Origin of the sequence: Pseudomonas sp. MPB26, assembly GCF_046605355.1 — a bacterium.
In the GTDB taxonomy this organism is placed as follows: domain Bacteria; phylum Pseudomonadota; class Gammaproteobacteria; order Pseudomonadales; family Pseudomonadaceae; genus Aquipseudomonas; species Aquipseudomonas cedrina.
Map to the genome: position 1 here is coordinate 5,094,485 of NZ_CP176793.1, position 13,925 is coordinate 5,108,409.

Sequence of the window (13,925 nt, forward strand, 5' to 3'; positions counted from 1 at the left end):
GCCGAGCCCCATGGACAACTCCGACATCGCAATCACCCTTGTCTTGATCTCCGCCTTCATGCACGCTACCTGGAATGCTGTTGTCCGCGCTGGCAGCAGCCGCTTCATCACGTTGGCTATGGTCGATGGCACTGCGTTACTCATCTGCCTGGCGGCGTTGCCACTTGTCAATGTGCCGAGCCTGCAGGTGTGGGGCTATGTGCTGGTGTCCGTGGTACTCAATACGATCTACCGATTGTTTTTGATCAAAGCCTACGAGACCGGCGATTTCGGACAGGTCTACCCGGTGATGCGCGGTGTACCGCCGGTATTGGTCGCGCTAGTTTCCTGCTTTGTGCTACATGAACAATTGTCATCCCAGGCAATGGCGGGAGTGCTGCTGATCTGTGCTGGCATCATCAGCCTGACATTTGTGCGCAGGATGACTGCGCAGATGTTCAAGCCAATTCTGATGGCGGTGTGTGCGGGAGCGTTCATTGCGTCCTACACGGTGGTGGATGCCATAGGCGTCAGAGCCAGCGAGACGGTGTTGCAATACATCATTTATTTGACGATATTCCAGAGTATTCCGATTCCCGTGCTGGCTTTTTTCAAGCAGCGGCCGGCACTGGCGCAAGCTGTTTGCGGCCAATGGCGCATGGGCGTGCTGGGCGGCGTTTTTTACTTGGCTTCCTACGGTCTGGTGTTGTTTGCGCTGTCTCTGGATGCGGTTGCCAAGGTCTCAGCACTGCGGGAAACCAGTGTTATTATCGGCGCCATTATCGCCGCGCTGTTCTTCCATGAACGCTTCGGCTGGCGGCGAATGCTTTCAGCCTTCGTTATCGTTTGTGGAATCATCCTGATCAAAGTGAGCACCTGATGGCCCGACGTCCGCCACCCACTCCCATGCTTCAGGCCTTCATCAGCGCGGCGCAAACGGGAAGTCTCGCCCGCGCTGCTTCGGAGTTGAACCTTACCGCCAGTGCTATCAGCCATCAAATCGCAGGCCTGGAGGAATGGTGGGGTGTGCAGTTATTCGAGCGCCATTCACGGGGCGTTAAACTCACGGCTGCAGGGCGGGCTTTGCTCCCGGTGGTCGATGGTTTTTTCCAGGAGCTTGAGGCGGTGTTGCATTCGCTGAACCCGAGCAAATCCCGGCCGCTTTATCTTTCATGCACGTCTTCTCTTTGTTCCACCTGGCTGATTCCCAGGATGCATGGGTCTCACACCGAGGCCTCGTTCAATCTCGAGTTGGTGCTGACCAGTGCCGATATAAGTCGAACCAATCCAGAGGTTCATCAATTCGATGTGGCGATCGTGATGGGGGACGGCGACTACCCTGATCATTACGCCGAATTGTTGATGCACGATGCGGTGTTCCCCGTGTACTCGCCGGATTTTCAAAAGGTGAATGGCGATATTGCATTGGAGGATATTGCACGTTACCCGCTGATTCATCGGGTCGATGATCACGTGTGTCCAAGCTGGGAAAACTGGTTTGCGTTCCAGGGGCTGGCACCGCCGCCGTATCACCACGGGCCACGCTTTCCGGACTCTGGCCTGGCGATCAGTCTTGCGGTCAAAGGTGGCGGGATCGCGCTGGGCCGGACGGCATTGGTCTATGACGCTTTGAAAGACGGCACCTTGCTGGCGCTGAACGCTCCTGTGATGATGTCGCCCGCTGCGTACTACATCATTTGCCGAAATGGACGCCAGTCAGAGCCCGATATCGCCCGACTGTTCGAGTGGCTCAAAGCCCAGGCGCAAGTGTTTGTGCGCGAGGTGACTTTTTACCAAGTCCACTGATTTATTTCCATTTCGAAACAGCTCAGTACCTCATTGGCTTGACCTTAAGGTGGCCGTCTTCGCTAGGGCTTCAACTGCTTCCACTCAATCGAAAACCGCGCCAGGTACTTGCGCAACCGATCCGCATCATTGGGTTGCGCCTTGGCCTGGCGCGACACACCGAACAGCCGGCGGCCGGCGTCGGAGAGGCTGTCCGATTGGCGGCACACGTCGAGCACCGCTTTGAGTTGCAAGCGGTCGAACAGGTCCAGGTCGGCAGGCAGCAGCGCATCGGGCTCCGACAGCCCCCAGGCGTAACGCAGGCGCTGGATCTCGGCGTCGACCTGGGCTTCGTCGATACGCCCGCTGTCGGCCAGGGTCGCCATGCGTGTGATGGAGGCGGACAGTTCACGAAAGTTGCCCAGCCACGCCGCTTCGCTGGAGCAGGCAAACGCCAGGTAGCGGCGCCGCGCCTGCAGGTTGAAGCGCACGCGGCGGCCGTGTTCGTGGGCGTGGCGCTCCAGCTCGAAATCGATATTGGGTTCGATGTCTTCGCGCCTGCCCGCCAGGCCCGGCAGTTCAAAGGTCCACAGGTTGACCCGTGCATACAGGTCTTCGCGAAACAGCCCCTGGGCCACGCGCTCGCGCAGGTCGCGGTGGGTGCCGGCGATGATCAGGAAGTCGCTGGTTACTTCGCGGTCGGCGCCCATGGGGTAGAAGCGTTTTTCTTCGATGGCCTTGAGCAGCATCGCCTGTTCATCCGCGCCCAGCTCGCCGATTTCATCAAGGAACAGCATGCCGCCATCCGCCGCGCGCAGCAGGCCGTCCCGGGTGTTTTGCGCGCCGGTGAAGGCGCCCTTGATATGCCCGAACAGCGCTGACATCGCGCCATCGCCGCGCAGGGTGGCGCAGTTGACTTCCACGAAGCGGCCTTGCAGTTGATGGCGGCTGCGTTTGAGTTCGTAGATGCGCCGGGCGAGGAAGGATTTGCCCGCGCCGGTGGGGCCGATCAGCAGCATCGGTGCCGTGGAGCGCACGGCCACGCGTTCGATCTGCTCGATGGAGGCATTGAAGGCGCTGTTGCGCGTGGCGATCCCCGACTTCAGAAACGCCAGGCCTTCCAGGCGCTGGTGGGCGAAGCGCGAAGCGATGCGGTCGTAGCGCGACAGGTCAAGATCGATCAGGGTATGGGTGCCGGTGGCTGGCACGGTGTCGTCGGGGTGGCGGCTGGGCGCGGTCTGGATCAGGCGGGCGGGCAGGGTGCGCGCCTCGGTGAGCAGGAACCAGCAGATCTGCGCCACGTGGGTGCCGGTGGTGATGTGGACCAGGTAGTCCTCGCGTTCGGTGTCGAAAGCGTAGGCATTGGTGAAGTCATGCAGCGCGCCGTAGACCTCTTCGAAATCCCAGGGGTTGCTCAGCGGCATCGGGTGCAGGCGCACCTCGGTGGTCGGCGAGATTTGCTGGATGTCGGCGCGCACCCGCTCGGCCAGGCTGACGTCGCGGGCGTCGATATCGTGGATCAGTTCCAGGCGATCGATCAGCAGGTTGTCTTGCTGGCACAGGCCGACACTGGGACGCCAGTGATTCCAGCGATTGGTGCCCTTGCCGACGCGATCCAGCTTGGACCCGATAAACCCGATGGCGACGGTGCGCTTGTGTTTCATGGCTGGACCAAAATATAAATAACGATAACTAAGGATATGGATTTGCGGATGGGCTTGTCATCGGTTTTCAACGCACTACTTATTTTTTTGGCAAATATCTTTTTAAAAACATGAAGTTAAGAATTTTCAGCAAAGCAACAGCAAACCTGGCACGCCCGCTGCTATACCCTCACCAACGCCGCAGTGCCGGCTTTTAAAAAAAGAATCGAGATCATGCAAGACACCACCTACCAACTGCTGGAAGTCGCCAACGGCAAGCCGATCAAGCTCTGGACCGAGGGCGTGCCCGTGGAGCCCGAGGCCCGCCAGCAACTGATGAACACTGCCACGATGCCGTTCATCTTCAAACACCTGGCGGTGATGCCGGACGTGCACCTGGGCAAGGGTTCGACCATCGGCAGCGTCATCCCCACTGTGGGCGCGATCATCCCGGCGGCGGTGGGGGTGGACATCGGCTGCGGCATGATCGCCGCGCGCACCACGCTGACTGCCGGCGACTTGCCCGACAACCTCCACGCCCTGCGTTGCGCCATCGAAGCCGCCGTGCCCCATGGCCGCACGCGCAGCCGTAAGGGCCGTGACAAAGGCGCCTGGGAAGACGTGCCGGCCCAGGCCGATCAGGTATGGGCGGCGTTGCACCCGCGCTTCAAGGCGATCACCGACAAATACCCGCAACTGGAACGCAGCAACCATCGCCAGCACCTGGGCACCCTGGGGACCGGCAACCATTTTGTCGAGGTGTGCCTGGATGAAGCCAACCGCGTCTGGTTCATGTTGCACAGCGGTTCGCGTGGCGTGGGCAACGCCATCGGCAACCTGTTTATCCAGTTGGCCCAGGCGGATATGCGCCAGCACCTGGCGAACCTGCCGGACCGCGACCTGGCGTATTTCGAAGAAGGCAGCCGGCACTTCGATGACTACGTGCAAGCGGTGGGTTGGGCCCAGGATTTTGCCCGGCAGAACCGCGAGTTGATGATGCGCGCAGTGGTCCGGGCCACGCGCCAGGTGCTCGGCAAGCCGTTCGAAGTGGCGCTGGAAGCGGTGAACTGCCATCACAACTATGTGCAGAAAGAGCGTCACTTCGGCGAAGAAATCCTGGTCACGCGTAAAGGCGCGGTGTCGGCCAGGAAGGGCGAGCTGGGGATTATTCCGGGTTCCATGGGCGCCAAAAGCTTCATCGTGCGCGGCCTGGGCAACGAAGAGTCGTTCTGCTCCTGCAGCCACGGCGCCGGCCGCACCATGAGCCGCACCAAGGCGAAGAACACCTTCACCGTGGCCGACCAGATCCGCGCCACCGCCCACGTGGAATGCCGCAAGGACGTCGATGTGATCGATGAAATCCCGATGGCCTACAAGGACATCGACCAGGTCATGCACGCCCAGCGCGAGCTGGTGCAAGTGCTGCACACCTTGCGTCAAGTGGTGTGTGTCAAAGGATAAAAGGGGACCAGAAGATGAGCAAAGAACAACGCCACCCGCTTAAGGATGACTATGCAACAGGACGTGATTGAACTCGACGGCGCCATCGGCGGTGGCCAGGTATTGCGCAGCGGCCTGAGCCTGTCGATGCTGACCGGCCGGACCCTGAGTATCAAAAACATTCGCGCCAGGCGCAGTCGGCCGGGCTTGATGCGCCAGCACCTGACCGCCGTGCTGGCGGCGGCACAGGTCTGCGGGGCCAAGGTGCACGGTGCGCAATTGGGTGCGCAGGCGTTGGTATTCGAACCAGGGCCGATTCAAGGCGGCGATTACCGCTTCGCCATTGGCACGGCTGGCAGTTGCACCCTGGTGTTGCAGACCATGCTGCCTGCGTTACTGCGCGCGCCCACGGCCAGCCGCGTGACGATCTGCGGTGGCACCCATAACCCGCTGGCGCCGCCTGTGGACTTCTTGCAGCGCGCCTGGCTGCCCCTGTTGCGACGCATGGGCGCTCGGATCGAATTGAATCTGAACCGTTATGGCTTTGTGCCCGCCGGTGGCGGTGAGTTGGAGGCGTTTATCCAGCCCAGCGTGCTGGCGCCGTTGCAGCTGGTGCAGCGCGGCAACCTGCTCGAATCCCGTGCGATAACGCTCAACGCCGGGTTGCCGGCCCAGGTCAGCGAACGCCAATTCAAGCGTGTGGGCCTGCGTTTGGCATTCGACGCCGCACAGTGCCTGCCAGTCGAGATTGACCCTCGGCAAGGTCCGGGCAACGTGCTGATGCTGGAGTACGTCCACGCCCATGTCACTGAAGTGTTCAGCGCGTTTGGCCTGGCCAACCTGCGCGCCGAAACCGTGGCCGACCAGGCGATTGACCAGGCCGTGGCGTGGCAAGCAACCGACACGGCGGTGGGCGAACACCTGGCCGATCAATTGCTGCTGCCAATGGCGTTGGCCGGTGGCGGTTGTTTCACCACGTCGCACATGAGTGACCATCTGCACAGCAATATGTGCGTGATCCAACGCTTCCTGCCTGTGGTGATTGACAGCCACGTGCGCGAAGAGGGCGGCTTGCTGATCGAGTGCCGCGCCCGCTAGAGGTTCTCCGAGGTCACGATGTGCGGCGGTATGTACACCCGATGCCGCGCCGGGTCGAACGCTTCGGCGCTCTGCAGCTCCACCATCAACGCCACCAGCGCCGTGGCGGTGAGCCCTGGTTGGGAATCGATCACCACATCCACCAGGCCCCGGCTCAGCGCCTGGCGCGACAGCTCGGTCGACTCCTGCAGGATGCAACACAACGCCGGTCGCTTGGGCAACTGCGCCAGGGCGCTGATGATGCCATCGCCGCCGCCGCCCACCACGCACAGGCCGCGCAGGTCGCGGTGGCGGCTGATCAGGTCGAGGGTGGCCTCCTCGGTGATGTCGCAGTTATCCAGGTTGATCAACGGTTCCAGCGGCTTGAGCCCGGGAGCGTGTTCCGCCAGGTAGCCGTGCAAGCCTTCGACCCGCGCATGGTGGCCCAGAAAACGATGGCCGCCGAGCAGGATCCCCACGCTGCCTTTGCGTGCGCCGCTGGTGCGCGCGAGCAGCCAGCCCATGGTGCGGCCGACCACATGGTTGTCCTGGCCTACGTAGGGTTCATCGGCGCGTTCGTGAATGTCCGAGAGCAAGGCCACCACCGGCACGCCGGCCGTGCGGATCTGTGCCAGGCAGGCGTTGATCAGCGGATGGGCGAAGCTGACCACCGCGAGCCCGTCGCACTTCACGGCCAGGTGTTCAATTTGCGCGACGATGGCGGCGGGGGTGCGATCGGTGATGTATTCGAACTCGCAGCTCAGGTTGGCGCCGGCATGCTGCTCGGCGGCCTCGCTGATCGCCTGCGCCAGGCCGGCGTAGAACGCCTGGGCGGTGGCCAGCAACAGGATGCCGAAACGATAAGTCGGCCGGCGTTCGCGAATACGCTGGCCGATCAAACGCGCCGCAAAATAGCCCACGGCCTCGGCGGCCTGCACCACCTGTTCGGCGGTCTGCGGATTGACCGGCGCACGCGCATTCAATACACGGTCGACGGTGGCCACGCTGAGCCCGGCATGGGCGGCGACGGTGGCGATGGTTGGGCGCTTTTTGTTGTTCATGACAAGCCCTTTGAGCGTCTTGATAGAAAACTATCAAGCCCCGCTGGGCCTGGATGATAGCTTGATAGGGAATGGATTCAAGGCCTTGAAGGCGAATAAGCCGTTCTCTATCGTCTGTTTCGCACAGCACAAGAAATCACCCGCTTGCGGAGAACAATAACAATGTCTAAATACACCGCTCACACCGCCCGGCGTGACTACAGCCTCACGGGGCCCGAAGCCGCCCGCGCCTTCGATAAAGGCCTGGTCTCGGCCCAGTGGTACCAGTCGCCCATCCCGCGCAAACGCATCAAAGAACTGATGCAACGCCGCGACGCCCCGGCCTTGCTTGACACCGCCCTGTGGGTCATCGCGCTGTTCATCAGCGGTTTTGGCGGCTACTGGTTCTGGGGCACCTGGGCCTGCGTGCCGTTCTTCGTGGCCTATGGCGTGTTGTACGGCACCGCGTCCAACCCGCGCTGGCACGAAACCGGCCACGGCACGGCGTTCAAGACCCGCTGGATGAACGACGTGCTGTATCAGGTCGCCAGCTTCATGTGCATCTTCGAGCCCCATGTCTGGCGCTGGAGCCATGCCCGCCATCACACCGACACCATCGTCGTCGGGCGAGACCCGGAGATCGTCGAGCCGCGCCCGCCGAGCTTGTTGATGATGTTCCTCAGCCTGTTCAACCTGCCCCTGGCCTGGAAGACGTTCAGCGGCGTCGCGCGCCATGCCGTCGGCCGGATGAGCGCCCAAGAGGCGGACTTCATCCCCGAATCCGAGTGGCCCAAAGTGTTCCGCGCGGCGCGCGTCTGGGTCGGCCTCTATGCCCTGGTCATCGGCACCGCTTTGTACCTGCACAGCTGGCTGCCGCTGATGCTGATCGGCCTGCCCAGCCTCTACGGCGCCTGGCTGGGTTACCTGTTCGGCCTGACCCAGCACGTGGGCCTGGCCGAAGACGTGCTCGACCACCGCAGCAACTGCCGCACCATCTATATGAACCGCGTGCTGCGCTTTCTCTACATGAACATGAACTACCACCTCGAACACCACATGTACCCGATGGTGCCGTATCACGCCCTGGCGCAACTGCACGAAGAAATCCGCGACGATTGCCCGCCGCCGTACGCCACCCTGTTCGAGGCGTACAAGGAAATCCTGCCGACGATCTGGAAACAGCGCCGCGACCCCAGCCATTTCATCCAGCGCCCGATCCGCGCGCGCGCCGAATCGGCCGCCAATGCCGCGGTGCGTGCAGAAGCCGCTGCCAGCTGAATCTGACCCCTTAAAATAACAAGAGAAAAACGCCATGAACGATCAATGGATCGATGTCTGCGCCGTGGGCGAAATAGACGAAGAAGACGTACTGCGCTTCGACCATGGGGCGCACACTTATGCGGTGTATCGCTCGGCGGACAATCAATTCTTCGCCACCGCTGGCCTGTGCACCCACGAAAACATCCATCTGGCCGACGGCCTGGTGATGGACCACATCATCGAGTGCCCCAAGCACAATGGGCGCTTCGATTACCGCAACGGCCAGGCCATGGGCGCGCCGGTGTGCGTCAACCTCAAGACCTACCCGGTGCGGGTCGAAGCGGGGCGGGTGTTGCTCGCTGTCACGGCATGATCATGAGCGAAGCACTTGCAAGCCACGCCCTGATCATCGTCGGCGCCGGGCACGCCGGAGGGCGTGCGGCGCTGACACTGCGCGAAGAAGGCTACGCCGGGCGGCTGATCCTGATCGGCGATGAACCGCACTTGCCCTACGAGCGGCCACCGCTGTCCAAGGGCGTGTTGCAGGGCACGGCGGACCTGGCTGGATACAGTTTGTGCGACAGCGCGCGGCTGGCCGAGCTGGGCATCGAGCACATCGCCGGCAACCCGGTCACTCACTTGGACCCGCAACACCATCGCCTGCAACTCAATGACGGCCAGTGGCTGCCCTACGCCGGTCTGCTCTTGGCCACCGGGGGCAGGGCGCGACGATTGCCCCAGGAGCACGCCCATGTGCTTTACCTGCGCACCCATGATGAAGCGCTGGCGTTGCGCAGTGCATTGCAACCCGGCACGCGGCTGGTGGTGGTGGGCGGTGGCTTCATCGGCCTGGAAGTGGCCGCCACCGCGCGTGGACTGGGCTGTGAAGTGACGGTGCTTGAAGCCGGGCCGCGCTTGGCGGGCAGGGTGTTGCCGCCGGTTATCTCCCAGGCGCTGTTGGAGCTGCATCGTCAGCATGGGGTCGACGTGCGCTTGAATGTGACGTTGGAATCCATCCAGGCCGACGCCGTACTGCTGGCGGACGGGCAGCGGCTGCCCTGCGATCGGGTGGTGGTGGGCATCGGCATGCAGCCCAATGTCGAACTGGCCACGGCGGCCGGGCTGGACGTGGGGCAGGGCATTCGCGTGGATGCGCAGTTGCGCACCAGCGCGCCCGATATTTATGCCGCCGGCGACGTGTGCGAGTTTCGCCTCGGCGGCCTCTACCAGCGCCAGGAAACCTGGCGCAACGCCGAAGCCCAGGGCCGGCATGCGGCGCTGGGCCTGCTGGGGCGTGAAGCCGCGTTCGAGGCGCTCCCCGGTTTCTGGTCCGATCAATACGACTGGGGGTTGCAGACCGTGGGCGTGATCACACCCTTAACGGTCAGCCGCACCTTGCCCGACGGCGGCCTGTTGCTGTTCTACCTGGATGCCGATCACCATTTGCAAGGAGCCTGCGGTTGGGCGCGGGGCAACAGCGTGGCCAAGGACATCAAGCTCTGCGAACGCCTGATCAGCGCGCGTCTGCCACTCGATACCGCCAGCCTGGCCAACCCCGAGCTGTCCCTCAAACAATTGCTGCGAGGCTGATATGCGCCAATTCCTGGTGTTCCAATCTATGTGGGCCATGCAGACCGAACCCGGCCCCCTGGACGCTCAACTCGACCGCATCAAGGCCGCCGGTTTCGATGGCATTACCGACCACTACTGGCAACCCGCCGAGGTGGCGCGCTTGCATGCCGCCGCCTCGGCCAGGGGCTTGCAGATCGAGGGCCAGTTGTTTCCGCAATCGGTGGATGACCTGGCGGCCGCGCTGGAAGTGATCAGCCGCTATGGCTGCCACCACCTCACACTGCAAGCCGACGTGCGCCCGCGCACCCAGGCCGAAGCCGCACGGCTGGTGGAGGGTTGGCAACGCCTGGCCGAACAGGTGGATTTTCCGGTCCTGCTTGAAACCCATCGCTACCGGCTCACCAACGACCTGCTGTTCACCCTCGACCTGCTGGCCCAGATGCCCGACTTGAAACTCTTGGCCGACCTTTCCCACTACGTAGTCGGCGGCGAACTGCCGGAACCTGGCGCGGCTGAAGATGATGAGCAGATCCGCACCGTCCTGCGCCACAGCTGGGGTTTCCACGGCCGCGTGGCCAGCAGCGAACAGGTCCAGGTGTCGCTGGACTTTGCGCAGCATCAGGCCTGGGTGCAGCGCTTCACCGAGTGGTGGCGCTACGGGATCGAAGACTGGCTGGCTCGGCCCGAGACGCCGCAGAGCCTGTCGTTCACCTGCGAACTGGGCCCGCCGCCCTATGCGATCACCGGCGCGGATGGCCGAGAAATCAGCGACCGCTGGGCCGAAGCGCTGAAGCTGCAGGCTCTGATCCGAGACGTGTGGAAAAGCTGCCAGAAATCACCCTGACCCCGTTCGGTCAAGGCATGCGGTCTACTTCGACTTAGCGCGCTCGCGCAGCAAACTGGACTTGTTGTGGCGAGCGGGCTTGCCCCGCGTTGGGGTGCGAAGCGCCCCCAATTGAAGACAAATACGGTGTATCAGACGTTCCGCTGCGTCTGGTTCTGGGGCTGCTTCGCACCCCAACGCGGGGCAAGCCCGCTCGCCACAACAACCCGATCCATCGGGCTTCAGCGCCGAGCCAAAGTTGTCTAAAAAGATCGGCCGCTCTATTGGACTGTCCCCACGATTTGTGAACAATGGCGCCCTGCGTTTTTCCACTGAGGGTCCCATGCCTGAAACCACTGTCGAATTGATCCAGACCGGCCCTGAAGCCGCCGAGCTGATCCGCAATCTCTACCAGTATTACGCCTATGAGTCCTCGGACTGGGAGCAGGAAGATGTCGAGGCGGACGGCCGTTTCTACATCCATGATGAGCACCTGGACCGTTATTGGCAGGACCCGCAATGGAGCGCCAACCTGCTGTTGGTCGACGGCTATATCGCCGGTTTCCTACTGATCGAGGGCAGCGAGCTGCCGGGTATCGACGCGCTGGAACTGGCGGACCTGTTCATCCTCAAGCGCTATCGGCGCAAAGGCATCGGCCGTGCCATCGCCAGCCAAGTGCTGTGCAGCGGCGAGGCCGATTGGCTGGTGCGCTTTTATGACCAGGATGAAGTGTCCCAGGCATTCTGGCGCACGGTGCTGGATAACCTGCCGCGCCCGGTGCAGACGCTTGAGCTGGGGGACGAGCCGCAACTGGTGAGTTACCTGGTTACGCGAGTGTCACTGCATTAAACGCCTGCTGCATCGCCTGCGGCGGCTGCCCGAATGCGCGCAGAAACGCCTGGCGCATGCGCTCGCGGTCGCCAAACCCGGTTTCGCGGGCGACCACCTCGACCGGGTGGCGACTGGTTTCCATCATCGACCGGGCGGCCTCCACCCGCAGGGATTCGATGGCCTTGGCCGGCGTTTGTCCGGTTTCTTCGCGAAACACCCGGCTGAACTGGCGCGGGCTGAGCCGGGCGACATCGGCCAGGGCCTCCACGGAGAGGTCGTGGGTCAGGTTCTCGCGGGCGTAGGCCAGGGCCAGTTGCACGCGGTCTGACTTGGGGTCCAGCTCCAGCAGCGCCGACAACTGCGACTGTTCACTGCCCCGACGTTGGGCGATCACCAGCTTGCGCGCAATGCGCCGGGCGAGGTCGCCGCCCAGGTCGTTTTCCACCATGGCCAACGCCAGGTCCACGCCGGCGCTCATGCCCGCGCCGGTCCACACCTGGCCGTCGACGATGAACAGCTTGTCTTCTTCCAGGCGTATGTGCGGGTAGCGCTTGCGAAACGCCGGTGCGTGAATCCAGTGCGTGGTGGTGCGCTTGCCTTCCAGCAGCCCGGCCTCGGCCAGCACGAAAATACCCATGCACAGCGAGGCAACCCGTCGCGATTGCGCGGACGCGGCCTTGACCAGCTCCAGCAGGTTGGCTTCCGGCAGGCGGAATTCCAGGTAACCACTGACAATCAGTGTGTCGTAACCCTCGGGCCGGATCGGTGTGGTATTCACCGAAAACCCCTGGGAGGTCATCACCGCGCCGCCGCTCTCCGAGACCAGGTGAAACTCATAGGCCTGCTCGCCGCGCAGCAGGTTCGCGCACTCGAACACCGAACCCAGGCTGAGGCTCAGGGATTGGAAGTTCGGGTAAACCATCAGCGCAACGCTGTGCATCGTCATTCTCCAAGGGGCGTGGGAGAGGCGATTGTCGGCGCGTGCCGGTTAAACGGCAACTGCCTTTGCGTCATGTCCGGAATCCTTGCGCATCTGACATTGTGCGAATTTTGCCCGGCTCCTAACATCCCCTCAACGAACTAGACGACTGGTCTAATCGGACGGGGTGAAGCATGAACAGCGAAACTAAAAGTGCACGGCAGGCCATTCTGGACACGGCGCAGTTGATTGTCGGGCGCAAAGGGTTTTCGGCGGTGGGCCTGAACGAAATACTGCAAGCCGCCGACGTGCCCAAGGGTTCGTTTTATCACTACTTCAACTCCAAGGATGCGTTCGGCGTTGTGCTGCTCGACCACTACTTCGACCACTATGTGCACGGCATGCAGCAACTGCTCGACCAGCCTGGTTTAACCCAGCACGCCAAGTTGATGCGCTATTGGGACTGCTGGATCGACAACCAGACCGGCTGCACCGACGCGGGCAAATGCCTTGCCGTCAAACTGGGTGCCGAGGTGTCAGACCTGTCAGAGCCGATGCGCCTGGCCCTGCAGCGCGGCACCGCACGCACCATCGGGTTGCTCGCCACGGCCTTGCAGGCAGGCATCGAAGACGGTTCGGTAACGCTTGCGCAACACCCCGAGAGCCTGGCCCAACGCCTGTATGCGTTGTGGTTGGGGACCAGCGTCATGAGCAAGATCACCCGTACATCGGCGCCTTTCGACGAGGCGCTGCGGATGACCCGACAGTTGTTGGGCCAGCCTGACCACACCGACACTCCCACCTATCGAGGCACTGGAAAATGAAAGTATTAATGGTACTGACCTCTCACGACCAGCTCGGCGACACCGGGCGCAAGACCGGCTTTTGGCTCGAAGAGTTTGCCGCACCCTATTATGCGTTCAAGGACGCCGGCGCCGACGTGGTGCTGGCTTCCCCGGCCGGCGGCCAGCCGCCGCTGGACCCGGTGAGCGACCAGCCGGACTTCCAGACCGAACAGACCCACCGTTTCGCCGCCGACCCGGCCGCGCAGCAGGCCCTGGCCAACACGCTGAAGCTGGAGAGCGTCAACGCCGATGACTTCGACACCGTGTTCTACCCAGGCGGCCATGGCCCGCTGTGGGACCTGGCGGAATCGCCCGTCTCGATCGCGCTGATCGAGTCCTTCGAACGTGCGGGCAAACCGATCGGCTTTGTCTGCCACGCACCGGGCGCCCTGCGTCACGTCAAGGCCGTCAATGGCGAGCCGCTGGTCAAGGGCCGCCGGGTCACCGGTTTCTCCAATTCGGAAGAGGCCGCGGTGCAATTGACCGACGTGGTGCCGTTCCTAATTGAGGATGAGTTCAAGCAACTCGGCGGCCACTATGAGAAGGGCGCTGACTGGCAATCCTTTGTAATTACCGATGGTTTGCTGGTCACCGGGCAAAACCCTGGCAGTTCCAGCGACGTGGCTAAAGCCCTGCTGAAACTCACCGCGTAAGTTAATCAAACCGCTTGATTCATTGGCGACTTGCATAAGTCGCCAATGCTTCAGCGC

General features: G+C 62.6%; 14 protein-coding genes. 11 read left to right on the forward strand and 3 right to left on the reverse strand.

Going from position 1 to position 13,925, the window contains the following annotated elements; translation table 11 throughout:
* Positions 1-10 precede the first annotated feature (10 nt).
* Both ACLH0H_RS23430 and ACLH0H_RS23435 read left to right on the forward strand, forming a co-directional pair.
* Positions 11-859, forward strand: a complete 849-nt coding sequence (locus ACLH0H_RS23430; RefSeq protein WP_411379829.1) for an EamA family transporter — start codon at positions 11-13, stop codon at positions 857-859.
* Positions 859-1,785: a LysR family transcriptional regulator gene (locus ACLH0H_RS23435; protein WP_411379830.1), complete on the forward strand. Its 927-nt coding sequence runs from the start codon at positions 859-861 to the stop codon at positions 1,783-1,785. Before ACLH0H_RS23430 ends, ACLH0H_RS23435 begins: the two co-directional genes overlap by 1 nt.
* 62 nt (positions 1,786-1,847) lie before the next feature.
* Here ACLH0H_RS23435 and rtcR read toward each other — a convergent pair whose 3' ends face one another.
* Positions 1,848-3,428, reverse strand: a complete 1,581-nt coding sequence (gene rtcR, locus ACLH0H_RS23440) for an RNA repair transcriptional activator RtcR (RefSeq protein WP_411379831.1) — start codon at positions 3,426-3,428, stop codon at positions 1,848-1,850.
* A 213-nt stretch (positions 3,429-3,641) separates the two neighbouring features.
* On the opposite strand from rtcR, the gene ACLH0H_RS23445 reads away from it, so the two are divergent.
* Together ACLH0H_RS23445 and rtcA are read left to right on the forward strand one after the other, a co-directional pair.
* The gene (locus tag ACLH0H_RS23445; protein WP_411379832.1) at positions 3,642-4,868 is read left to right on the forward strand and encodes an RtcB family protein; all 1,227 of its coding nucleotides are present in this window, start codon (positions 3,642-3,644) and stop codon (positions 4,866-4,868) included.
* Positions 4,869-4,919: 51 nt separating this feature from the next.
* Complete coding sequence (gene rtcA, locus ACLH0H_RS23450) at positions 4,920-5,945, forward strand: RNA 3'-terminal phosphate cyclase (protein WP_411379833.1); 1,026 nt, start codon at positions 4,920-4,922, stop codon at positions 5,943-5,945.
* Here the strand turns inward: rtcA and ACLH0H_RS23455 are convergent.
* Positions 5,942-6,985 carry a LacI family DNA-binding transcriptional regulator gene (locus ACLH0H_RS23455; RefSeq protein WP_411379834.1) on the reverse strand — a complete coding sequence of 348 codons (1,044 nt, stop codon included), beginning with the start codon at positions 6,983-6,985 and terminating at the stop codon, positions 5,942-5,944. The genes rtcA and ACLH0H_RS23455 overlap by 4 nt on opposite strands.
* Before the next feature lie 162 nt (positions 6,986-7,147).
* On the opposite strand from ACLH0H_RS23455, the gene ACLH0H_RS23460 reads away from it, so the two are divergent.
* The 5 genes from ACLH0H_RS23460 (at position 7,148) to ACLH0H_RS23480 (ending at position 11,469) form a co-directional block, all read left to right on the forward strand.
* Complete coding sequence (locus ACLH0H_RS23460) at positions 7,148-8,242, forward strand: fatty acid desaturase family protein (protein ID WP_411379835.1); 1,095 nt, start codon at positions 7,148-7,150, stop codon at positions 8,240-8,242.
* Between the two features lie 34 nt (positions 8,243-8,276).
* Positions 8,277-8,597, forward strand: coding sequence for a MocE family 2Fe-2S type ferredoxin (locus ACLH0H_RS23465; RefSeq protein WP_411379836.1), 321 nt, complete (start codon positions 8,277-8,279; stop codon positions 8,595-8,597).
* A 2-nt stretch (positions 8,598-8,599) separates the two neighbouring features.
* Positions 8,600-9,814: an NAD(P)/FAD-dependent oxidoreductase gene (locus tag ACLH0H_RS23470; RefSeq protein WP_411379837.1), complete on the forward strand. Its 1,215-nt coding sequence runs from the start codon at positions 8,600-8,602 to the stop codon at positions 9,812-9,814.
* A 1-nt stretch (position 9,815) separates the two neighbouring features.
* Positions 9,816-10,640, forward strand: coding sequence for a sugar phosphate isomerase/epimerase family protein (locus ACLH0H_RS23475; protein WP_411379838.1), 825 nt, complete (start codon positions 9,816-9,818; stop codon positions 10,638-10,640).
* A gap of 322 nt (positions 10,641-10,962) precedes the next feature.
* Complete coding sequence (locus tag ACLH0H_RS23480) at positions 10,963-11,469, forward strand: GNAT family N-acetyltransferase (protein WP_411379839.1); 507 nt, start codon at positions 10,963-10,965, stop codon at positions 11,467-11,469.
* Here ACLH0H_RS23480 and ACLH0H_RS23485 read toward each other — a convergent pair.
* Positions 11,447-12,391: a GlxA family transcriptional regulator gene (locus ACLH0H_RS23485; protein WP_411379840.1), complete on the reverse strand. Its 945-nt coding sequence runs from the start codon at positions 12,389-12,391 to the stop codon at positions 11,447-11,449. The genes ACLH0H_RS23480 and ACLH0H_RS23485 overlap by 23 nt on opposite strands.
* Positions 12,392-12,564: 173 nt before the next feature.
* On the opposite strand from ACLH0H_RS23485, the gene ACLH0H_RS23490 reads away from it, so the two are divergent.
* Positions 12,565-13,194, forward strand: coding sequence for a TetR/AcrR family transcriptional regulator (locus ACLH0H_RS23490; RefSeq protein ID WP_411379841.1), 630 nt, complete (start codon positions 12,565-12,567; stop codon positions 13,192-13,194).
* On the forward strand, positions 13,191-13,868 hold the full coding sequence (locus tag ACLH0H_RS23495) for a type 1 glutamine amidotransferase domain-containing protein (RefSeq protein WP_411379842.1): 678 nt from the start codon (positions 13,191-13,193) through the stop codon (positions 13,866-13,868). Before ACLH0H_RS23490 ends, ACLH0H_RS23495 begins: the two co-directional genes overlap by 4 nt.
* Positions 13,869-13,925: the final 57 nt, after the last annotated feature.